Here is a 21,406-nt window from a genome sequence, read left to right as displayed (position 1 = left end):
CCTGCTTGTAATATATCACAACATGTTTTAAGGGTGTCACAGATAAGGCGCCACCTTTCAACGAGAGCGCGGGCTGACAGGAGGACGACATGGCACGGCGCAAGCGCGCGCTCGAGGTGGTGAGAAACGAGGACGACGGCGAGGGCAGGCCCTCCCGGCGCAACCGTCTCAATTTCTTCGAGCTGGCCTACCAGAAGATCGAAGAGCTTCTCGTTCATTGCGAGCTGAAGCCCGGACAATTCATGACGATGCTGGAATTGCAGCACATCACAGGGTTCGGGCGCACGCCCGTGCATCACGCCGTCAATCGTCTCTCCGCCGACACGCTGATCATCATCCGTCCGCGCCACGGCCTGCACATCGCGCCGATCGATCTGGCGCGCGAACGCATGCTGCTGGCCTTGCGGCGCGACATGGAGCGCTTCGTGATCCGCCTCGCGGCCGATCGCGCCAGCCTCTCGCACCGCAATCAGGCGCTGCACATCGAGCGCCTCCTGCGCGAGCGCCGCGCCAGCCTGACCCTCGACGAGTTCAACAGCATCGATCGCCGCATCGATGCACTGGTGCTGGAGGCCGCCGGCGAGCCGTTCCTGGTGCACACGTTGCGGCCGCTGCACACGCTGTATCGCCGTATCGGCTACATCCACCACCGCTTCATGCCAGGGCAGGCCGATCTGTCGGGCACGATCGATCATCATCTCGCGATCCTCGCTGCGGTGGCCGGCCGCCACGTCGAGGACGCCGTGAAGGCGAGTGATGCCCTGATCGACTACATGGGCGAGATGTTCACGGGCATGGAGGCGGGGATCGACCCGCGCCTGCTCGATTGCAGCATCGAGCCGCTGCTCGGCGCGTGAAGCGTGATCCGGAAAAGTGTACGGCGGTTTTCCCGAGAGATCATGCTCAAACAAAAAGCTAAAGCGCGATGACGATCCATCCTGATCTCATCGCGCTCTAAAGAGTTTTTGAAGAGAGGACCAGACATGTCGACGATGGCGATGCCACAACCGACCGCGAGCGAAGCCGCGGTCCGCTACCTCATCACGAACTACAGTCCAAAAGGCAACAAGGTCGGCTGGCTGATGATGGCCTCGATCCTGGTCGAGGCCTGGGACCTCTATTCCATCGCTTTCGTGCTGATCTTCATCAAGGAGCAATTCAATCCTGATCCGCTGATGCTGGGCCTTGCCGCAGCAGGCACCCAGGGCGGCGCGCTCATTGGCGCGCTGCTCGGCGGCTGGCTCTCGGACAAGATCGGCCGCCGCGTCATGTTCCTGGCCACGATGGTGCTGTTCATCGTGCTGGCGCTGGCGCAGGCCTTCGTGCCCAATATCACCTGGCTCATCGTGATCCGCTTTCTGCTCGGCATTCCGCTCGGCTCCGACATCTCCACCGGCTACACCTACATCATGGAATCCATGGCCAAGGGTGAGCGCGAGGTCATGGGCAACCGCTGGCAGTTCATGTTCGCGGTCGGCGAGGTGCTCACGATCGGCGTGATCGTGATCTTCCTCTTGCTCGACATTCACCACGAGACGCTGTGGCGGGTGACGCTCGGCCTCGGTGCGTTGCCGGCGCTGATCATCCTCATCATGCGTCACGACGTGCCGGAGACGGCGGTCTGGTTGGTGCAGAAGGGCCGCTACCGCGAGGCCAAGCAGGTCGCGCGCGAGATGTTCAACGACAATCTCGACATGCTGCCGGACCAGGACGTCGAAGTGCCGAAGGTCTCGACCCGCGCATTCCTCGCCGATCTCAGGAAGGATCCGATCCGCTGGCGTGCGACGCTCTACGGCTGGATCGCCTGCTTCGTGCAAGCCAGCGAATTCTCGACCTTCGCGTTCTATCTGCCGGTGCTCTTTGTCATGGTCGGCGTGTCGAGCGTGCTCGGCATCAATCTGGTGACGATGGCGCTGTTCTCCTTCGCCGCCGTGTCGGGCTGGGTCGGCCCGCTCCTGACGCCGAAGATCGGCCACCGCGGCATCTCGATTGCAGGGTTCTCGATCGTGCTGGCCGCGCTGCTGGTCGCCGCGTTCGCGCTCTACACCGACAACAAGATCCTGCTGCCGTTCGCAGCCGCCGCCATGCTGTGGGGCCATTATTGGGACGCGTCGAACTGCATGACGATCCCGACCATGGTCGCCAAGCCCAAATATCGCGGCACGGCCAGCGGCTTCGCCTACATGTTCGTGAAGCTGCCGTCGTTCCTGGCGATCTTCCTGTTCCCGACGGTGTTCGCGGCGATCGGCCAGGCCAATGCCACGCTGATGGTCGCGGTCTTCCCGCTGATCGGATTGCTCGCCGCAATCTTCATCCTGCCGGAGGTCTACGGCTACGAGAACGACTGACGATGCGCGACCCGGTCGCGGCCGTCATGGCCGCGATCGGGCGTTGTGCGGCACGAGCGACTACGGGCTCAGGAAGACGGGATCGATCCCGACGCCATGGCCGAGCAGGCCGATCGCCTGAAGCTGGGCGCTGTGCAGGTCGATCTCCACGATCGCGAACAGGGTCAGCAGCACGACAGCCGAGACGAGCAGCAGCGGGTGCGATGCCTCGCCTTCGCCTGGTGCGGTGAAGCCCTGGATCGCGCGACGCAGGGAGAAGCTCTGCGGCAATGCTTTCGATTGGATCTGCATGATGAACCTTCCTTGCCGCGCCATAAGCGTCTGAGCCGCGCGACAATGGAATTCTAGCCGCGGCGTCACCGGTGGCATTGATGCACCGCAAATAACTGCACTTGATTTCGAAGGCGGTCTTGCCACCGCTACCAGATTGCCGCCGCCAACGCCGCAATCAAGGCCGGCGGCGTCACCAGCAGGCCGAGCTTGAGGAACGGCCAGGCGCCGACCTCGATCTTCTCCCGCCGCAGCGCGACCAGCCACAGGATGGTGGCGAGCGAGCCCGTGACCGACAGGTTGGGCCCGAGATCGACGCCGATCAGGATCGCGCTGACCACGGGTGCGGGCAGGTGATCGCTGGCGGCGACCGAGCCGGCGACGAGGCCGACCGGCAGATTGTTGGCGATGTTGTCGGCGATCGCGGTGGCGATGCCGACGCTCCAGGCGGCCTTCGTCACGGATTGCGCCACGGCCTCGTGCAGCAGCGCGCTGAGCTGCCCGATCACGCCGGTCTTGACCAGCGTCTCCACCATCACGAACAGCCCGCCGACCAGCGGCAGCACGCTCCAGGAGATGCCGCGCAGCACAGGCAGCGGCGATTGACGATTGATCAACAGCACCGCCGCGGCCGTCGCGGTCCCGCAGACGAAGGTCGGCAAGCCCAATTGCAGATCGAGCGCAGAGGCCCAGATCAGCACGATGCCGATCGCACCGATGCCGTACGCGGTCAGTCGGCCGCCACGACCGAGCTTCGGGTGAGGGACGCTTGTCTCGATGGTCTCGTTCTTCAGCTCGCGATGCAGGGCAAGGCGCAGTGCGACATAGGTGAGAACGATCGAGGCGAGCGACGGCAAGGCGAACTGGCGCAGCCATGTCCCGAGATGCGGCATGTGCTTGCCGAACACGACGAGATTGGCCGGGTTGGAGATCGGCAGCACGAAGCTCGCGGCGTTCGCTATGAAGGCGCAGACGAAGAGATAAGGCAGCGGCTTGGCGCCGGCCGCGCGGGTGGCGGCATAGACGGCGGGCGTCAGCACGATCGCGGTGGCGTCGTTGGAGAGCAGCACGGTGACGAGCGTGCCGACGATGTAGATCAGCAGGAACAGCCGCTGCGGCGAGCCCCGTGCATGTTCGACCGCGAACGCGGCCAGATAGTCGAACAGGCCCTCGAGCCGGGCGAGCTCGGCGATCAGCATCATGCCGATCAGGAAGAGATAGACGTCGAGGCCTTTCTCGATGCCGACAAGTGCATCCTGCCACGGCAGGAAACCGAGCAGCACGAGTGCCGCGGCGCCGATCACGGCCCAGACCGCCTCGGGCAGGGATAAGGGGCGGATGATGACGCCTGCGGTCGCGGCGACGACGATGCTCCAGGCCCAGATGGCGTCAGACGGCACGTTCAGTCCTCGAAGGGCAACGGTTCATTCGGCAGCGATAGCCGATGCGGACGCCGCTGTCTTCCCCCGCGGGCGCGGCTCGCCATCCGCGCTATGCCGCGTCTCGAGCAAGGCGAGGAAGCAGATCACGCGCCGATGCTCCGGGCCGTGATTGCGACTTGTCGATCGGCATTCACCGCGCCACCGACAGTCTCTCCGTGATCGCCTTGCGCAGGATGCGCGACAGCGATTCCACCGAATACGGCTTCTGGATCAGCTCGAAGCCGCGATGGGCGTTTTCCGCAAGCACGTTGCTGTAGCCGGAGGTGAGCACGACGGGCAGGCCCGGATAGCGCTCGCGGATGACGCCCGCGAGCTCGACGCCGTTCATGCCGGGCATGATGACGTCGGAGAAGACGAGGTCGACGGAGAATTCGTTCTCGCCGAGGATGGCCAGCGCCGCGGTCGCGTTGGCGACGCGGCGGACGACATAGCCGAGATCTTCCAGCAGCTCGGTCGAGAACTGGCCGACATCGTCGTTGTCCTCGACCACGAGCACGCGGTAGCCGCGTCCGGTGGTCGCGGCCTCGCTGGTCAGCGCGGCGGCTTCCTTTTCCGCGGCAGGGCTCTGCGCCTGCGGCAGGTAGATGGTGAAGGTCGCGCCTTCGCCTTGCGCGCTCGCCACCGCGATGTCGCCTTCGGACTGCTTTGCAAAGCCGAAGGCCTGGCTGAGCCCGAGGCCGGTGCCCTTGCCGACTTCCTTGGTGGTGAAGAACGGCTCGAAGATGGCGTCGATGTTCTCTTGCGCGATGCCGCTGCCGGTGTCCGCGACGGAGATCGCGACATAGTCGCCGCCCCGCGCCGACTGCGCGCGCAGGCTCGGAATCCCAGCGACCTTGCGCACGGCGATGGTGAGACGGCCTTCGCCGTCCATGGCGTCGCGGGCATTGATGGCGAGGTTGATCAGCGCGGTCTCGAACTGCGCGATGTCGGCCACGGTAAAGCAATCGGCATCGTCGATCTCGACGGCGATCTCGATGCGCCCGCCGACCAGCGGCCGGACCAGTTGCGCCACGCCCTCGACCTGGCTGCCGACGTTGAAGATCTGCGGTTTCAACGGCTGCCGGCGCGCAAAGGCCAGAAGCTGCGCAGTCAGCTTGGAAGCGCGCTCGACGGTGTCGGAGATGGCGTCGACATAGCGGCGGCGGCGCTCCTCCGGCAGCTCGCGCCGGCGCAGGAAGTCGGTGGCCGAACGGATGATCGTGAGGAGATTGTTGAAGTCGTGCGCCACGCCGCCGGTGAGCTGGCCGATCGCTTCCATCTTCTGCGACTGCCGCAGGGCTTCCTCGCCGCGGCGGCGCTCGGTGATGTCGACGGCCTCGGGCACGGCGCCGGTGATGTTGCCCTGGCGGTCGAGCACGGGACGCATTCCGAAGTCGAAATCGCGCTCGCCGATCGGCAGGCGCAGCCGCATCTCCATCCGCACAGGTTCGCCCCGGAGCACGGTATTGAAGGCCTCGCGCACGGTGGCGCTCATGCCTTTCGTGCCGGTGAACCACGGCGTCTCCCACAGCGGCTTGCCGATCACGTCCGCGGAGCGCGCCTTGATGCCGTCGAGCGCGGTGTTGTTGGCATAGAGCAATTCGCCGTCGAGATTGACGAGACCCTGATACTGATTGCTGGTCTCCAGGATCGCGCGCAGCCGCGCCTCGTTGGATTCGAGCTCGGCGGTGCGCTCGACGATGCGCTCTTCCAGCGTCTCGTTGAGCCGCCGCAGCTCGATCTCGGCCTGCTTGGCGGCGGTGATGTCGTGAGCGACGCCGATGAAGCCGATATGCTTGCCGGTCGGATCCCAGCGCGGCTGCGATTCCGAGCGCAGCCAGCGCCATTTGCCGCTTGCGTCCTTGTAGCGCGCCTCCAGCACGAACGGTTTCAGCGAGGCTTCGCCCTGGACCGATTGCTGGAGCACATGCGGCAGGTCGTCCGGATGCAGCACCTTGCGCCAGTCGAAGGCGATGGCCTGGTCGTAGGGCAGGCCGACGAAGTCGACATAAGCCTGGTTGGCGAAGGAGCGCGTGCGGTCGAGCTTCGTCACCCAGATCGGCACCGGCGCGCTGTCGGCGATCAGCCGAAAGCGCTCCTCGCTCTCGCGCAAGGTCTCGCGCGCCAGCATCTGGTCGGTGATGTCGAAGTCGGCGCCCACGAGCCGGAGCGCACGGCCATCCGGCCCGCGCTCGATCTGGCCGACCACGCGGATCCAGCGGGTTTCGCGGTCGTTCCACCGTATGATGCGGTATTCGTCGGAATAGTCGCAGCTTTCGCTCTTCAGTGTATCGAAGAGGTGCTTCACCGTCCGCTCGCGATCCTCCGGGTGGATCCTGGCGGCCCAGTCCTCGTAGGTTTCGGCGGTTGCTTCGGGAGGCAGGCCGTGCACCAGCAGATATTCGGGCGAGCGGCGGTTCTTGAAGCCCTTGCGGAGATCGATCTCGAGGCCGCCGATCCTGGCGATACGCTGGATACGCGCCAGTTCCGCCTCGCGCTCCTGCAGCGAGCGATAGGCGTTGTCGCGCTCGCGCGCGATCTCCTCCAGATGCTGGCGCAGCCTTTCGGCGGCGATGGTCTCGGGCAAGGGATCGTTCAAGGCGTCGGCCGTTGTCATGCGGGTGCGCACATGCCGGACCGATCTTCACACAGACGGAGCGTGATGGCCATCGCTTAGAAGGGAATATGCAGGAATAAGGCGCTGGCGGACGGGCTGCGGCGGGTATGATCGAAACGCAGGGTCTGGCAATTTGTTCCTGGCATTGGAACGATGAGACGGCGCCCGCGTCTTCGCGAGGCACCAGATTTGCGTTCGTAACGCTCCCTTTCCGAAGAGGTTAAATCTTGAAGCTCTTTGTCTGCCAGGCCTGCGGCAACGTCCTCTATTTCGAGAACCGCGCCTGCGAACGCTGCGGCCACCGCGTCGCCTTCCTGCCGGAGAAGGAGACGATGTCGGCGATCGAGCCCGACGGTGAGGGCTGGGCGACGCTCGCCGACAAGGGCAGGGGGCGGATGCTGTGCCGCAATGCCGAGTACGATGCCTGCAACTGGCTGACGGATGCGGGCGACAGCACCGGCTATTGCCGTGCCTGCCGCCACAACGGCATCGTGCCTGACCTCTCCGATCCGGTTCAGCTCGCCGGCTGGCGCGAACTGGAGGTGGCGAAACACCGGCTGTTCTATTCCCTGATCCGCTGGAAGCTGCCGCTCCAGACCCGACAGGACAATCCCGAGCACGGGCTGATCTTCAATTTCCTCGCCGACGATCCGAACAGCGGGCAGAAGATCCTGACCGGCCACGACAACGGCCTGATCACGATCGCGCTGACCGAGACGGACGACATCGAACGCGAGCGGCGCAGGCTCGAGATGGGCGAGCCCTACCGCACGCTGCTCGGACATTTTCGCCACGAGGTCGGCCACTACTTCTGGGATGTGCTGGTGCAGGGCGGCGGCAAGCTCGACGAATGCCGCGCGGTGTTCGGCGACGATACGGTGGATTACGGCCAAGCCCTGCAGCGCCATTATGCCGAAGGCGCACCGGCGGACTGGCAGCAGAACTACGTCTCGGCCTACGCGACCATGCATCCCTGGGAGGACTTCGCCGAGACCTGGGCGCATTATCTCCACATCGTCGACACCCTGGAGATGGCCGCCGAGTTCGGCATGGAGGTGCGACCCAAGGTCGACCGTGATGGAGAGTTGTCGACCCGGATCCGGTTCAATCCCTACGAGGCACAGGACGTCCACAGGCTCGTCGACGCATGGCTGCCCTTCACCTTCGCCATGAACAGTGTCAACCGTGCCATGGGGCTGCGCGACCTCTATCCGTTCATCCTGTCGCCCGCAGTGGTCGCAAAGCTGGGCTTTGTTCATGGCCTCGTGCGGGACGTCGCCAAGGCGAGGAAGCCGTAGGGCGGCACAGGGGGCTCGGGGGCGATTTCGGTCTTGTGCTGGTACGCCAGAGGGGAGGGATTTAGACCGTTGCCTCCGGCCCATTTTGATGTACCACGGGAGCCACACGGCCCGTCCCATAGGCCCCAACGGCCGGGGAAGGGTCCCGCCCAAGGTCGAGACTCAAGAAAAGCATGTTCAAACGCATTCTGATCGCCAATCGCGGCGAAATCGCCTGCCGGGTCATCAAGACTGCCCGCAAGATGGGAATTCAGACGGTTGCGGTCTATTCCGAGGCCGACCGCGATGCCCTCCATGTCGAGATGGCCGACGAGGCCGTGCTGATCGGCCCGCCCGCCGCGGCCGAGAGCTATCTGGTGATCGAGAAGATCGTCGAGGCCTGCCGCAAGACCGGCGCCGAGGCCGTGCATCCCGGCTACGGTTTCCTCTCCGAACGCGAAGCGTTTCCGCGCGCGCTGGAGGCGGCCGGCATCGTCTTCATCGGCCCGAACCCGGGCGCGATCGCCGCGATGGGCGACAAGATCGAATCCAAGAAGGCCGCCGCGAAGGCCAAGGTCTCGACCGTGCCGGGCTATCTCGGCGTCATCGAGGACGACAAGCACGCGGTCAAGATCGCCGACGAGATCGGCTATCCCGTGATGATCAAGGCCTCCGCCGGTGGCGGCGGCAAGGGCATGCGCATCGCGCATTCGACGGCCGAGGTCGCCGAAGGCTTCAATCTCGCCAAGGCCGAGGCGAAGGCCTCGTTCGGCGACGACCGCGTCTTCGTCGAAAAGTTCATCGTTGATCCCCGCCACATCGAGATCCAGGTGCTGGGCGACAAGCACGGCAACGTGATCTATCTCGGCGAGCGCGAATGCTCGATCCAGCGCCGCAACCAGAAGGTCATCGAGGAGGCGCCGTCGCCGCTGCTCGACGAAGCCACCCGCCGCAAGATGGGCGAGCAGGCCGTCGCGCTGGCGAAAGCCGTGAACTACGATTCCGCCGGCACCGTCGAGTTCGTCGCAGGCCAGGACAAGAGCTTCTATTTCCTGGAGATGAACACGCGCCTCCAGGTCGAGCATCCCGTCACCGAGCTCGTCACCGGCGTCGATCTCGTCGAGCAGATGCTGCGCGTCGCCGCCGGCGAGAAGCTCGCGATCAGCCAGAAGGACGTCACGCTCACGGGGTGGGCCGTGGAGTCGCGCCTCTACGCCGAAGACCCGTTCCGCAACTTCCTGCCCTCGATCGGGCGCCTCGTGAAATACCGTCCGCCGGCGGAAGTGAGCCAGGACGGCATCACCGTGCGCAACGACACCGGCGTGCAGGAGGGCGGCGAGATCTCGATCCATTACGATCCGATGATTGCGAAGCTCGTCACGCACGCGCCGTCGCGCGCGGCCGCGATCGAGGCGCAGGCCACCGCGCTCGACTCGTTCTATGTCGACGGTATCAGGCACAACATCCCGTTCCTGTCGGCGCTGATGCATCATCCGCGCTGGCGCGAGGGCCGGCTCTCGACCGGCTTCATCGCCGAGGAATTCCCCAAGGGCTTTACAGTGCGCGTGCCGGAAGGCGAGGTCGCGCGGCGCATCGCCGCGGTCGGCGCCGCCATCGATCACGTGCTCGGTGAGCGCAAGCGCCAGATCTCGGGCCAGATGGGCGGCCGCATCGTGCAGCGCGAGCGCCGCCGTGCGGTCTGGCTCGAGCGCCAGGAGATTTTGCTCGAGGTTGCGCGTGAGGGCGAGGCCATCGCGATCCGCTTCGTCGATGCCGACGGCAAGGCCGGCAACGCGCATCTGTTGCAGTCGCCGTGGAAGCCGGGCGATCCGGTCTGGCAGGGCACCATCGACGGCCATTTCGTCGCTGTGCAGGCGCGCCCGATCGCCAACGGCATCCGTCTGGCGCATCAGGGCGTCGAGGTGCCGGTCTATGTCTGGACCGAAGCGGAGGCGGCCTCGGCCCGGCTGATGCCGGTGACGACGGCCTCCGACACCGGCAAGAAGCTGCTCTGTCCGATGCCCGGCCTCATCGTCTCGATCGCGGTGACCGAAGGGCAGGAGGTCAAGGCCGGCGAGACGCTCGCGGTGGTCGAAGCCATGAAGATGCAGAACGTGCTCCGCGCCGAGCAGGACGGCACGGTGAAGAAGGTCCACGCCAGCGCCGGCGCGACGCTGGCGGTGGATGCGCTGATTCTGGAGTTTGCGTAGGCGCGCAGAGCGCAACACTAAACCTCCCCCTGAGGAGCCGCGCGCAAGAGCGCGCTCCTCAGGGTGCGGAATTGAGAGTGAGGCACCATGGCCTTTCGTTCCCGCCGCGAGAAACTGCGCTTCATCCTGTCGGGCGAGACTTGCGTCCATCCTGGCTCGGTCTACGACGCGATCTCGATCCGCATCGCCGAGGACCTCGGTTTTCCGCTCGGCATGTTCGGCGGCTCGGTCGCCTTGCTCGCCGTGCTCGGCGACCCCGATGTCACGCTGATCACGCTCACCGAGCTTGCCGAGCAGATGCGGCGGATGTCGCGCGCGGCGGCGCTCCCGGTGCTCGTCGATGCCGATCACGGCTACGGCAATGCGCTCAATGTGCGCCGCACGGTGCAGGAGCTGGAGACGGCGGGCGCTGCCGGCCTCACCATCGAGGACACGCTGCTGCCGGCGGCCTTCGGCGAAGCGAAGGCGCAGCTCATCTCGCTGGAGGAGGGCGTCGGCAAGATGAAGGCGGCGCTCGACGGCCGCGGCGATCCCTCGCTCGTCATCATGGGCCGCACGGGAGCTGCCTCGATCACCTCGATCGAGGATGCGATCCGGCGTGCACGGGCCTATGAGGCGACCGGCGTCGATGCGCTGTTCTTCACCGGCATCAAGTCGCGGGCGGAGCTTCAGGCGATTGTCGCTGCCACGCATCTGCCGATCGTGCTCGGCGGCGCGCCGGACGAATTGAACGCGATCGATTATCTCGCCAGGCAGCGCGTGCGCATCGCGCTTCAGGGCCACGCGCCGATCGCCGCGGCGACGCAGGCCGTCTATGAGACCCAGAAGGCGTTGCGTGAGGGCACCGCGCCGAAAGCGCTCAAGGGATTGCCGTCGTCGGAGTTGACCAGCCGCGTCATGCGCGAGGCCGACGTCAGGGCGCGCAGCGCCGATCTTCTCGGGCTCAAGACATGAGCCGGGCGATCCTCCAGGTCATGATCCGCGGCCGCGTGCAGGGCGTCGGCTATCGCGCCTGGGTCGAATCCCAGGCGGCCGCGTGCGGTCTCGAAGGCTGGGTCCGCAACCGCCGCGACGGCAGCGTGGAAGCGCTGTTCGCGGGGCCGCCCACGCATGTCGCCGACCTGGTGGCGCTGTGCCGCCACGGCCCGCCGTCCTCGCGCGTGGATAGCGTCACCAGCGAGACCGCCAGTGCGGATGAGCTGAATCTGCGCAGGGCCGGGGAAGCGTTTTCGGTGCTGCCGACGGTGTAGGGACGTGCGACTCTCTCTCCCGCACGCGAGGAGAGGCGAAGAACAGCTATCACCTCGGCAGCTTCGAGATGGCCTCGCTCAATTCATGGATCTCGTAGGGCTTGCGCAGGATCGGGAAATCGCCGCGCACGCCGGCGGCGACCTCGCTGTAGCCGGTGGCGAGCAGGATCGGCAGGCCGGGGCGGATCTGGCGGAGGCGGTGGGCGAGGCCCAGCCCGTCCATCTTGCCGGGCATGACGATGTCGGAGAACACGAAGTCGACGCCGTTCTTCTCGATCTCGCGCAGGGCGGCTTCGGCATCGGCAACCCGGCACACCTGGTAGCCGAGCTGCTCCAGCAAGCCGATGCTGACGAGGGCGACGTCCGGATTGTCCTCGACCAGCAGCACCGTGCCGTTGCCGAGAACCGGCGCCGCTTCGGGCGCGCCCGCCGGCACGGTCGCGGTTTCGCGCGGCAGCAGGATGGTGAAGGTCGTGCCCTTGCCGAGCTCGCTTGCGACCTTGACCGTGCCGCCCGCCTGATGCGCGAAGCCGTGCACCTGCGACAGGCCGAGGCCGGTGCCTTTTCCGACAGGCTTCGTCGTGAAGAACGGCTCGAAGATCTTGTCGACGACGTCGGAGGGGATGCCAAGCCCGGTATCGGCGACGGTGACGGCGACGAACTCGCCGCGGTGGAGCGGGTCGTCCAGCACGACGTTGTGTGCGCCGATCGTGACCGTGCCGCCGTCGGGCATGGCATCGCGGGCGTTGATGACGAGATTGAGCAGCGCCGTCTCCAGCTCGGAGATGTCAGCCTTGATCGGCCAGACCTCGCGGTCGATGTCGAAGGCGAGGCGCACGGCGCTGCCGACGCCGGCGTGAAGCACTTCGCGGATCGCCTCGATGCGGTCGTCGAAGCGGATCGCCTGGGGGTTGACACTCTGCCGCCGCGCGAAGGTCAGGAGCTGGCTGGTCAGCGCCGCGCCGCGCTTGGTTGCGGTCTCGATCGCGGTTATCGCGCGCTGAAGCCTGGCCTCGTCGACCTCGCCCCTCTTCAAGGTGTGAAGGCTGCCGCTGATGATCATCAGGAGGTTGTTGAAGTCGTGGGCGACGCCGCCGGTGAGCTGGCCGAGCGCATCGAACTTCTGCGACTCCGCGAGCTGCGTCTGCATTGCTTCGAGCTTGAGCTGCGCGTTGCGCCGCTCGGTGATGTCGCGGGTGATCTTGGCGAAGCCGACGAGGGTGCCGTCCTCGTAGATCGGATCGATGATGACGCTCGCCCAGAAGAAGGTGCCGTCCTTGCGAACGCGCCAGCCTTCTTCCTCGTAGCGGCCCTGGTCCCGGGCGATGCCTAGGGCGCGCGCGGGCTTGCCGTTGGCGCGGTCGGGCTCGGTATAGAAGCGGGAAAAATGCTGGCCGAGGATCTCCTGGGGCGCGTATCCCTTGATCCGTTCGCCGCCGATATTCCAGCTGGTGATGATTCCGGTCGGATCGAGCATGTAGAGCGCGTAGTCCGCGACTCCTTCCACCAACAGCCGAAAACTGCGCTCGCTTTCGAACAAGTCTCTCTGTTGACTGGACTTTTTCGGCATTCCTGGACCCCACCTCGACGGGGACAAACGCTGCAGGGGGCGTTTGGTTCCCCATTCGTTGGGACGTTTTTAGGCAATTACGCCGGACGGTATGCAGGACGCAAGCGCGACCGGCTGCTCTTGACAGGCAATCGTATCCGTCAGATATTTCTGTCATGACAGAAATAACCGGAAAGAAGAAACTCCCGGCCGCCGTCGAGCGCTTCATCCTGCATTGGGGCGATATGGGGGATCAGTGGGGCGTCAATCGCTCGGTCAGCCAGATCCACGGGCTGCTCTATCTGGCCGAGGCGCCGATGACGGCCGAGGACATCGCCGACACGCTCGGCATGGCGCGCTCGAATGTCTCCAACTCGCTCAAGGAGCTGCTCGCCTGGAACCTGATCCGGCGGGTGCCGATCCTCGGCGACCGCCGTGATCACTATGAGGCCGAGACCGACATCTGGGAGGTCGCAGCCCGCATCGCGGCGCGGCGCAAGGAGCGGGAGCTCGATCCCGCGATCACGGCGCTGCGGGCCTGCGTGTCCGACGCCGCCGACGATCCCACCATCAATCCGGTCGCGAGCAAGCGGCTGAAGGAGATGCTCGCCTTCACCGAGCTCGCCGACCACTGGTTCATGCAGATGCTCAAGGTGCCGCGGCCGCGGCTGGTCGCCTTGATGCGGCTTGGCGAGAAGATCGCCAACCTGCTGCCGCTGGGCAAGGCCAAATAAACTTGAGGAGGGTGCGATGACGTCGGCGAGATTATCAGGCTCCAACGCACCAACCTCCGCTCACATCAAGCTTCTCGACGACCGCCGCTTCCGCACGCTGCTGTCGGACGAGGATTGGGGCCGGCTGCCGCTGGCGACTTGGCGGCGCTTCTCCAAGCGCGTCGCGGACGGCGACAGCGTCGTCTATGTCGGAATCGTCGATGAGGTCTCATTCAGCGACATCGGCTGGTGGTTCGCGCAAGCCGCGCGCCTGATCGGCGGCCCGCTGCCGACGGGACGCGACACGGGTGTGCCCATGATCGTCACGGTGACCGAAGACGCTGGGGGCGGCGGCCAGACCTGGACTCGCATCTGCGCACGCAAGCGCGGCTTTCCGCAGGTGATCCATTCCGCAAAGCGCTTCGCCGGCCCGACCGGACTCGAAGAGTATGTCGGCTTCGGCGTCTCGATGGCGCTCCGCATCGCGGTCGAGGGCGAGACGCTAACCTTTCGCAGCGCCGGTTATGGCCTGCAGCTCGGGCGCCTGTGGATCCCGCTGCCGCAATGGCTGACGCCGGGCGACCTCACGGTGACGCATAGCGATCTCGGCGAGGGCGCCTTCCGCTTCACCCTCGACGTCACTCACCCGCGTTACGGCGCGCTGATTCACCAGTCCGCCTTGTTCAGGGAGGCCGTGTCATGACGCCGCTGCTGTGGACGCTCATCGCTATCCAGATCGTGATGGGTGTGTTCGACACTTTCTATCACCACGAATTCACCGAGCGTCTGGCCTGGCGCCCGTCGCAGCGCTTCGAGCTGAAGCTGCACGGCATCCGCAACATGCTCTATGCGCTGCTGTTCCTGCTGCTCGGCTGGCTGGAGGTCTACGGCGTGCTGGCGCTCCTGATCGTCGCGGTGCTGGTCGCCGAGATCGTCATCACGCTGATGGATTTCGTCGAGGAGGATTTGAGCCGGAAGCTGCCGCCGAGTGAGCGCATCAACCACACGCTGCTGGCGATCAATTACGGCGCCATCCTGGTGCTGCTGCTGCCGGTGCTGATCGATTGGGCGATGCAGCCCTTCGGCGTGACGGTCGTGTACCAGGGTCTGCTCAGCATCGCCGCGACCGCGTGCGCGGTCGGCGCGGCGCTCTGCGGTGTCAGGGATTTTGCCGCGATGCGCCGGCTCGGTCGCATGCGAAGTGTGCCGGCGCACGGGCTCGTCGAAAAGCTGCCCGGCCGCAAGACCGTGCTGATCACGGGTGCCACCGGCTTCATCGGCAGCCGCCTTGCGGCAAGCCTCAGCGGCGCAGGGCATCACGTCATTGCGCTGATCCGCAACCCCGCCAAGACGGAGATGCTGCCGCCGCCGGTGACGTTGATCACGAGTCTGGATCAGCTCGCCGCCGACACGCCAATCGACGCTATCGTCAATCTCGCCGGCGAGCCGATCGGCAACGGTCTGTGGACCGAGGCGAAGCGTGCGAAGATCATCAGCTCGCGCATCGACATGACCGGCGAGGTCGTAAAACTGATCGCGCGGCTCGAGCACAAGCCCGAGGTACTCGTCAGCGGCTCCGCCATCGGCTGGTACGGCCTGTGGGCCGACCAGGTGCTGACGGAATCCGCGAAGTCGCATGCCTGCTTTAGCCACGAACTGTGTGCAGCCTGGGAGCAGGCGGCGCGGCCCGCAGAGGAGCTTGGCGTCCGCGTGGTCAATTTGCGTATCGGTCTCGTGCTCGGCACGGAAGGAGGCTTCATCACGCGCCTGCTGACGCCGTTCGAGTTCGGGCTCGGCGGTCCGCTCGGCACCGGGCGGCAGTGGATGTCCTGGATCGAGCGCGACGATCTGATCCGGCTGATCGCCTATGTGATGGCGACGCCCGATCTCACCGGCCCCGTCAACGCCACCGCGCCGATCCCGGTCACCAATGCAAAGTTCACCGAGGAGCTCGGCCGCCGCCTGCGCCGGCCTGCATTGTTCCGCATTCCCGGCGGCCTGCTGCGCCGGATCGGCGGCGGTTTCGCCGATGAGCTCTTGCTGGGCGGCCAGCGCGTGCTGCCGAACAAGGCGCTGAGCCGCGGTTTTGTGTTCCGGCACGAGACGCTGCGCAGCGCGTTCGAGGCGATCTTGTGAGGCATCAAGTGGCAGCTACACTTCGAAACGTAGCCGCCACCGCGCGCAGTGCTGCCAGCTTGGCGGGATCGCTGACCTTCGAATGCAGCATCACCTTCGAACTGCCGAGTTTCGGCAGCTTGTGCGCAGGTCCGATGTCCATCAACCCGGGAGGCGCGATCCGCCGCGCCAGCGGCGCGATGGCGAGCCCGGCCAGCGCGGCGGCGACCACCGCCGTGACGCCGCCTCCGACGAAGCGCTCGCGCCAGGCGATGCCGGCCTTGTCGAGTGCGCGCACGGCGATGGCGCGGACGCCGCAGGGCGGGGCGAGCGTTGCGAGCGGCAGCGGCTCGCCCTTTGGCAAGGCGAAGCGTCTTGACGCGAACCAGCCGAACTCGTCCTCGGTGAGTTTTTCGCCGCCGCGGCGGCTGCCTTCCTGGCGGACGATCACGGCATCGAGCTGGCCTGCGTCATAGGCATCCTGCATCTCGCGCGAGAAGCCGATGGTGACGGCGAGGGTGAGATTTGCAGACATCGCGTGCAGGCGTTCGAGCAGCGGCACCAGTTCGGGACCCGTCGCGTGATCGGAGATGCCGAGCGAGAGTGATTGTGCGGCCGGCGCTTCGCCCGACAGCGCGCGGTCATGTGCCGCGATCAGCGCGCGGGCACGGTCGAGAAAACTTGCGCCATCGGCCGTGAGCCGGACCGCGCGCGGCGAGCGCTCGACCAGGCGCTTTCCAAGCAGCGTCTCCAGCCGCTGCAGCTTCAGGCTGACCGCCGCCTGCGTCGTGCCGAGCGCTTCGGCAGCGCGCGTAAAACTCTGGAGGTCGGCGACCAGCAGGAAGGCCTGGACGGTGGCGATGTCGAGCGTGGCTGTCATTATGAAATCTTATCACTAGTATCAATCGAGATAAGGTACCAAAATGACGAGAGGAGGTCTAGTTTCTCATCAACGCCGCGCAAGACCTGCGCGGCACCTTGAGGAGAACGACCATGCCCCTGATCACCGTGTCCTACACCTCGTCCCGCCAGTCGCCCTCGTTGAAGGCCGACATCGCGGGCGCCGTGTCCGAGCTCACCGCAAAAATCCTGCACAAGGACCCTGAGGTCACCGCCATCATCGTGAAGTCGGTCGACGCCGCCGACTGGTTCGCCGGCGGCCAATCCCTCGCCGAGCAGAAGCTCGCCAGCTACTGGATCGACATCCATGTCAGCGAGGGCACCAACACCAAGGACGAGAAGGCGGCCTATCTCGCCGCGATGTTCAAGCGCATGGCCGATATCCTGGGGCCGCTGCATCCAGAGACCTATCTGCATGTCGACGAGGTCAAGGCCGATGCCTATGGCTTCGGCGGCCTGACCCAGGAGCGGCGCTACATCGCCGGCAAGCTCGAAGTGTCGCTGGCGGCGTGAGACAGCAGGCCGCGGGTGAGCGATCCCACCCGCGGCCCGATCGTCAGCTCGCCGCGCGGAACTGAACTTCGTCCTTGTTCAGGAAGCACGTCTTGTCGAACAGATTCAGGTCCAGCGGGTTCGGCAGGCGGACATCGCTGAGGTCAGGGCAGGGCTTGGTCGAGGGATCATAGGACCGGTCGATCTGCGAGATGAAGACGACGATCAGTCCCTTGTCTCGCGCGAAGGATTTCAGCGCGCGCACCTGAACGGTCAGGTCAGGATTTTCCCGCCGCTGGTCGAGCAGTTGCAGAAAGTCGATCACCACGACCGTGCCGCGGGGCGCCACGGCCATCTGCTTGACGACGTAATCGGCGCTGATGGCATCGGAGCAATCGACCTCGAACAATTCGCGGAATTGCGCGGGGTCCGCGCCGATCGCCCGAAAGCGGTCGACGACGTCCTTCTCGGTATATTCGAGCGAGAAGAATGCGGCGTGATGGCCCGCGCGCATCGCCTCCACGGCCAGTTCGAGGCTCATCAGTGTCTTGCCTTGACCGGGGCGCGCCCCGACCAGCACGAGATCGCCGGGCTGGAAGTGCGGGAACAGCTTGCCCGCCGGCGTCATTGCAGCGGCTTTCGCCGCGAGCAGGCTCCAGGCGGAAAACCCTTCCGTCGCGGCGATGCGGTCAAGTGCGTCGTGCAGCGGAATGCCGTCCTCGCGCGACAGGCGTTTTGCTTTTCGCTTCAGATGATAGATCGGTGCAGACAACTTCATAGAGAGAACCTCCCATTGCGAGCAGAAAGCGCAATCCCTCCTTATGCCTGGCGCTCGAACAGTCGGTCCGATGGTGTAGTCGCCCGGTATGATCTGTACTTTCCCGGCGGAGGGGGGAGGCGTGGGCGGCACCGGGCTCAAGCATAGCCGATTCCCCGACGAGCGGAGAACGGGCGCGGTCGGGCTCGAACAGAAAAATTCTAGGCGGCTGCTTCCGGCACCAACGCACGAGTCGGCCCGAACAATTCTTCGAACGCCTGCCGGAGTGCGACATCGACATCGGCCATCGTCACGAGCTGGCCGAGATCGACCAGCGAGGTGACGCCGTAGCGGGGATCAGCGACGCCGCAGGGCACGATGCCGGCAAAATGCGACAGCTCCGGCTCGACATTGATGGCGATGCCGTGGAACGACACCCAGCGCTTCAACCGCACGCCGATCGCCGCGATCTTGTCCTCGTGCTCGGGCCCCTTGTCGGGCCGTCTGACCCAGACGCCGACGCGGTCCTCGCGCCGCTCGCCGCGGACGTTGAAGGCGGCGAGCGTGCGCAGAATCAGTTCCTCCAGGCTGGCGACATAGGCCCGCACGTCCGGCCGGCGCCGCTTGAGGTCGAGCATGACATAGGCCACCCGCTGGCCGGGCCCGTGATAGGTGAGCTGTCCGCCACGGCCGGTGGCAAAAGTCGGGAATCGGGGATCGAGCAGGTCGCTTTCCTTGCCCGAGGTGCCCGAGGTGTAGAGCGGGGGGTGCTCGAGCAGCCAGACCAGCTCCGGCGCCTCGCCCGCGGCGATCGCTGCGACGCGCGCCTCCATGGCGGCAACCGCCTCCGGATAGGGCACGGGCGCGTCCGAGATTCGCCATTCGACGGGCGCGCCGCCTGCGGCGGAAAACGACGTCAAATCGAGCTCTTGGCGCGGGTTTTGAGGCGAATTAACCATTGGCTAACCATAACGTGGTGATCATCTCGGGAGCAAATACCAAGTCCTCTGGTTCAGTCCCAAGTCCTGAGCTTCAAGTTGCGGCGGTCCTGACAGTGCCCACTCTCGATAAAGTCACCGTGGATCTCATGGTCGTCCTCGGGACGACCACGATGCCGATCCATCAAGTATTACGTCTTTCCCGCGGCGCCATCATCGAGCTGGACGCAACCGAGGCCGACGAGGTCAAGGTTCTCGCCAACAATCTGCCGGTCGCCTCCGGCGTCGTGCTGGTCGACCGCAACCGCATCGCGGTCGAGGTCAAGCAGATGCTGCCGCGCACGCAGGGCACGCGATAGCGGCCTGGGCACGCGGTAGGGCCGATCCGGGCAGGGGTTGCGAACTTTCCTGCCAAGCTGTGGAATTCGGGGCCTTTGCAGGCTTGTATCCCCCTGATGGATTTGTTAGATCGGCGGCCGCTGATCCGGCCAGCCGAACGACCTCAGGCCGGTATCTCCTAGCGCTCGTGGCGGAACTGGTAGACGCGCTGCCTTGAGGTGGCAGTGGGTAACACCGTGGGGGTTCGAGTCCCTCCGAGCGCACCATATCAACGCTTGGCGTTGAAATCTCAGGGTTTTCCGCCCCTTCGTCTCAAAAACACTATTCCACTCTGGCCCATCGCATATGGGCTCGTCGTTCGCGCGATCTCGGCGCCCGCGCTGTGTCTCGCCTCAACATGGCGCGGTCGCGTTTTTAAGGGCAGCAGGCGAGCGCCACGAGACGGGGCGGTCGCTCAACGCTTCCACCATCGCCTGAAGTAGAGATACAGAATCGCGGCGGCGACCATGGTGCCGCCAGGCACGACCGCGAGCGCGAGCGCCAACGCCAGCAGGATCACCAGCGCCGTGACGTACCAAGGCTGTCTCTTCTTGGGGGCCGTCGCCGGTCCCGCCGGGGGAACCGCCTGCGCGCCGGCACCGCGCGGCGCGCCCCACGGCGATGGCGGTACGTTGGGCGGGCGTGACGGGCCGGGTGCTGCGGTGCGCGCCTGTGCGGCTCGCTTCTTTTCGTCCTGCCGCGCCAGCGCAACCAACATCGGGTCCGGCGGTGGCGGTGGCCGCTCCGCGGGATTCCATTGCCGGCCCGGCGGCGTCTGGCCGGCGCCCGCGGCCTTGCGGAATGCGGCACGCGTCGCGCGCCGCGCGGAGCGGGCGGGCGCGTACCGTTCGGCGAGGCGCTGCGCGCGCTGCAGCAAGGGCGTGCCACTCTCCGGATCGACCATGATGGCGAAATGGCCGAAGCCGAGCAGCGACCGGATCACGTCCTTGCCGGGGCCGAAGTGCTTGCCCACTGGCCCGTGGCGCTCGACCTGCTGCAGCACCGCGCGGTAACGGCGCAGCAGGTCACGCGGCACGGCCACGGCCTCGTTGACGGTGAGGCCGGTGACCTCCTGGCGCGCCGATCTGCGCATGACGCGCGTCTTGTCCGGATGGACCTTGAACCCTTCGGCCTCGACAATGCCGTGCACGGCCTTGAGCAGGGTGCCGATCTTTTTCACCGCTTCGCCCGAGCCGGAGAAGGTCAGATCGTCGGCGTAGCGGCTGTAGATGAAACCGAGCGTGCGTGCGAGCCCCATGAGGCGTCGGTCGAGCCTGCGGCAGATCAGGTTGGTGATCGCCGGGCTGGTCGGCGCGCCCTGCGGCAGCAGCCGCGGGCCATCGGCGATGAAGTGACGCTCGCCGTCGAGCGTCACTTCATCGACAACAGGCTCGGTGCACAACAGCGCGAGCGGGATCGCGACCGCTTCAGCATAGCCCAGCGCCTCGAACAGACCCTTGACGCGGGCATAGGTCAGGGTCGGGAAGAAATCCTTGAGGTCGAGATTGATCACCACGTCGCGGCCGACATGATTGCGCGCGTTGGTCAGGATGGAACGCTCAGGCGCAAAGCCGTGCGCGGCATCATGCAGCGGCACCCGCGCGAGGATGTTGTCCAGAACCCAGTACTGCGCGCGCTTGAGGCGCGGCATCGGCGCCGAGATCAACCGCTCGCCGCCGCTCTTCTTGGGGATCGTGAAGCGCTGGTAATGATTGACCGACGACACCTTTCTGTTGAAGGCGAGGAAGCGCAGCTCGCCCAGCGGTACGCCCATCGCGTCAGCCAGCGCCTTGGCGTCGGCCAGTGCGGGCAAGCCGTCGTGCAAGGGCGTGGTGGTCGTGCGCGTGTGAAGACCGCGCGAGACGTCCTCGCCGAGATAGAGCACATCGTGCTTGCGTCGCTCGTGCCAGGCAAACGCCCGCGCTTGTCGCGCCTCGGCGTTGCGACGCTTGGTCTCCTGCCGCCGCGCCATCGCTTCGGCCTTGCGGCGCTTGTGCATTTCCTTGAGCGCGCGCACGGGGTCGCCAAGTGTGGCGTTCTGACGCTGCAGTTCGGTAAGTTCACGCATCGCCTCTGCGCGAGCGCGGATCGTGTCCGCGGCAGGCGCCGGCTCATCTTCGCCGTCGGGCCAAAAACCGAGGCGGATCATCTCTTCGAGGATGACCTCGTCC

The 21,406-nt window shown here is 65.8% G+C and carries 19 protein-coding genes and 1 tRNA gene; 12 read left to right on the top strand and 8 right to left on the bottom strand.

What is annotated here, in order from left to right; genetic code table 11:
- Positions 1 to 89 precede the first annotated feature (89 nt).
- Together I3J27_RS22590 and I3J27_RS22585 are read left to right on the top strand one after the other, a co-directional pair.
- Positions 90 to 857 carry a GntR family transcriptional regulator gene (locus I3J27_RS22590; protein ID WP_270160627.1) on the top strand — a complete coding sequence of 256 codons (768 nt, stop codon included), beginning with the start codon at positions 90 to 92 and terminating at the stop codon, positions 855 to 857.
- A 126-nt stretch (positions 858 to 983) separates the two neighbouring features.
- Positions 984 to 2,348 carry an MFS transporter gene (locus tag I3J27_RS22585; RefSeq protein WP_270160626.1) on the top strand — a complete coding sequence of 455 codons (1,365 nt, stop codon included), beginning with the start codon at positions 984 to 986 and terminating at the stop codon, positions 2,346 to 2,348.
- Between the two features lie 60 nt (positions 2,349 to 2,408).
- Here I3J27_RS22585 and I3J27_RS22580 read toward each other — a convergent pair whose 3' ends face one another.
- The 3 genes from I3J27_RS22580 to I3J27_RS22570 all read right to left on the bottom strand — a co-directional run bounded on the left by I3J27_RS22580 (position 2,409) and on the right by I3J27_RS22570 (position 6,668).
- Positions 2,409 to 2,639, bottom strand: coding sequence for a hypothetical protein (locus I3J27_RS22580; protein ID WP_270160625.1), 231 nt, complete (start codon positions 2,637 to 2,639; stop codon positions 2,409 to 2,411).
- A 128-nt stretch (positions 2,640 to 2,767) separates the two neighbouring features.
- A complete protein-coding gene (locus I3J27_RS22575; RefSeq protein ID WP_270160624.1) occupies positions 2,768 to 4,018 on the bottom strand; it encodes an arsenic transporter in 1,251 nt (416 codons plus the stop codon).
- A gap of 172 nt (positions 4,019 to 4,190) precedes the next feature.
- A complete protein-coding gene (locus tag I3J27_RS22570) occupies positions 4,191 to 6,668 on the bottom strand; it encodes a PAS domain S-box protein (RefSeq protein ID WP_270160623.1) in 2,478 nt (825 codons plus the stop codon).
- A 215-nt stretch (positions 6,669 to 6,883) separates the two neighbouring features.
- Here I3J27_RS22570 and I3J27_RS22565 point away from each other — a divergent pair, with 215 nt between their 5' ends.
- From I3J27_RS22565 to I3J27_RS22550, 4 genes are all read left to right on the top strand, one after another.
- Positions 6,884 to 7,954: a zinc-binding metallopeptidase family protein gene (locus I3J27_RS22565; protein WP_270160622.1), complete on the top strand. Its 1,071-nt coding sequence runs from the start codon at positions 6,884 to 6,886 to the stop codon at positions 7,952 to 7,954.
- A gap of 173 nt (positions 7,955 to 8,127) precedes the next feature.
- A complete protein-coding gene (locus tag I3J27_RS22560) occupies positions 8,128 to 10,143 on the top strand; it encodes an acetyl-CoA carboxylase biotin carboxylase subunit (RefSeq protein WP_270160621.1) in 2,016 nt (671 codons plus the stop codon).
- An 87-nt stretch (positions 10,144 to 10,230) separates the two neighbouring features.
- On the top strand, positions 10,231 to 11,097 hold the full coding sequence (locus tag I3J27_RS22555) for an isocitrate lyase/PEP mutase family protein (RefSeq protein ID WP_270160620.1): 867 nt from the start codon (positions 10,231 to 10,233) through the stop codon (positions 11,095 to 11,097).
- Positions 11,094 to 11,393: an acylphosphatase gene (locus I3J27_RS22550; protein WP_270160619.1), complete on the top strand. Its 300-nt coding sequence runs from the start codon at positions 11,094 to 11,096 to the stop codon at positions 11,391 to 11,393. The genes I3J27_RS22555 and I3J27_RS22550 overlap by 4 nt, the downstream gene beginning before the upstream one ends.
- 49 nt (positions 11,394 to 11,442) lie before the next feature.
- Here I3J27_RS22550 and I3J27_RS22545 read toward each other — a convergent pair whose 3' ends face one another.
- Positions 11,443 to 12,963 carry a PAS domain-containing hybrid sensor histidine kinase/response regulator family protein gene (locus I3J27_RS22545; RefSeq protein WP_270160618.1) on the bottom strand — a complete coding sequence of 507 codons (1,521 nt, stop codon included), beginning with the start codon at positions 12,961 to 12,963 and terminating at the stop codon, positions 11,443 to 11,445.
- A gap of 155 nt (positions 12,964 to 13,118) precedes the next feature.
- Between I3J27_RS22545 and I3J27_RS22540 the strand changes: the two genes are divergently transcribed.
- The 3 genes from I3J27_RS22540 to I3J27_RS22530 are packed head-to-tail and all read left to right on the top strand — an operon-like array spanning position 13,119 to position 15,791.
- Positions 13,119 to 13,676, top strand: coding sequence for a GbsR/MarR family transcriptional regulator (locus I3J27_RS22540; protein ID WP_270160617.1), 558 nt, complete (start codon positions 13,119 to 13,121; stop codon positions 13,674 to 13,676).
- Between the two features lie 16 nt (positions 13,677 to 13,692).
- Complete coding sequence (locus I3J27_RS22535; protein ID WP_270160616.1) at positions 13,693 to 14,358, top strand: DUF4166 domain-containing protein; 666 nt, start codon at positions 13,693 to 13,695, stop codon at positions 14,356 to 14,358.
- Positions 14,355 to 15,791, top strand: coding sequence for a TIGR01777 family oxidoreductase (locus tag I3J27_RS22530; RefSeq protein ID WP_270160615.1), 1,437 nt, complete (start codon positions 14,355 to 14,357; stop codon positions 15,789 to 15,791). Before I3J27_RS22535 ends, I3J27_RS22530 begins: the two co-directional genes overlap by 4 nt.
- A gap of 4 nt (positions 15,792 to 15,795) precedes the next feature.
- Here the strand turns inward: I3J27_RS22530 and I3J27_RS22525 are convergent, their stop codons facing one another.
- A complete protein-coding gene (locus I3J27_RS22525) occupies positions 15,796 to 16,650 on the bottom strand; it encodes a LysR family transcriptional regulator (protein ID WP_270160614.1) in 855 nt (284 codons plus the stop codon).
- Positions 16,651 to 16,763: 113 nt separating this feature from the next.
- Between I3J27_RS22525 and I3J27_RS22520 the strand changes: the two genes are divergently transcribed.
- Positions 16,764 to 17,183: a tautomerase family protein gene (locus I3J27_RS22520; protein ID WP_270160613.1), complete on the top strand. Its 420-nt coding sequence runs from the start codon at positions 16,764 to 16,766 to the stop codon at positions 17,181 to 17,183.
- A gap of 43 nt (positions 17,184 to 17,226) precedes the next feature.
- Here the strand turns inward: I3J27_RS22520 and I3J27_RS22515 are convergent, their stop codons facing one another.
- Positions 17,227 to 17,940, bottom strand: coding sequence for a DNA helicase (locus I3J27_RS22515; protein ID WP_270160612.1), 714 nt, complete (start codon positions 17,938 to 17,940; stop codon positions 17,227 to 17,229).
- A gap of 200 nt (positions 17,941 to 18,140) precedes the next feature.
- Positions 18,141 to 18,878 carry a lipoyl(octanoyl) transferase LipB gene (lipB, locus tag I3J27_RS22510; RefSeq protein ID WP_270160611.1) on the bottom strand — a complete coding sequence of 246 codons (738 nt, stop codon included), beginning with the start codon at positions 18,876 to 18,878 and terminating at the stop codon, positions 18,141 to 18,143.
- A gap of 95 nt (positions 18,879 to 18,973) precedes the next feature.
- Between lipB and I3J27_RS22505 the strand changes: the two genes are divergently transcribed.
- Positions 18,974 to 19,216: a FliM/FliN family flagellar motor switch protein gene (locus tag I3J27_RS22505; RefSeq protein ID WP_008141759.1), complete on the top strand. Its 243-nt coding sequence runs from the start codon at positions 18,974 to 18,976 to the stop codon at positions 19,214 to 19,216.
- Between the two features lie 161 nt (positions 19,217 to 19,377).
- Positions 19,378 to 19,462, top strand: a tRNA-Leu gene (locus tag I3J27_RS22500).
- A gap of 188 nt (positions 19,463 to 19,650) precedes the next feature.
- Here the strand turns inward: I3J27_RS22500 and I3J27_RS22495 are convergent.
- Complete coding sequence (locus I3J27_RS22495) at positions 19,651 to 21,384, bottom strand: reverse transcriptase family protein (protein ID WP_270160610.1); 1,734 nt, start codon at positions 21,382 to 21,384, stop codon at positions 19,651 to 19,653.
- Between the last annotated feature and the right edge of the window lie 22 nt (positions 21,385 to 21,406).

Origin of the sequence: Bradyrhizobium xenonodulans (assembly GCF_027594865.1) — a bacterium.
Classification (GTDB): domain Bacteria; phylum Pseudomonadota; class Alphaproteobacteria; order Rhizobiales; family Xanthobacteraceae; genus Bradyrhizobium; species Bradyrhizobium xenonodulans.
This window is presented reverse-complemented; position numbering and strand designations above follow the sequence as displayed.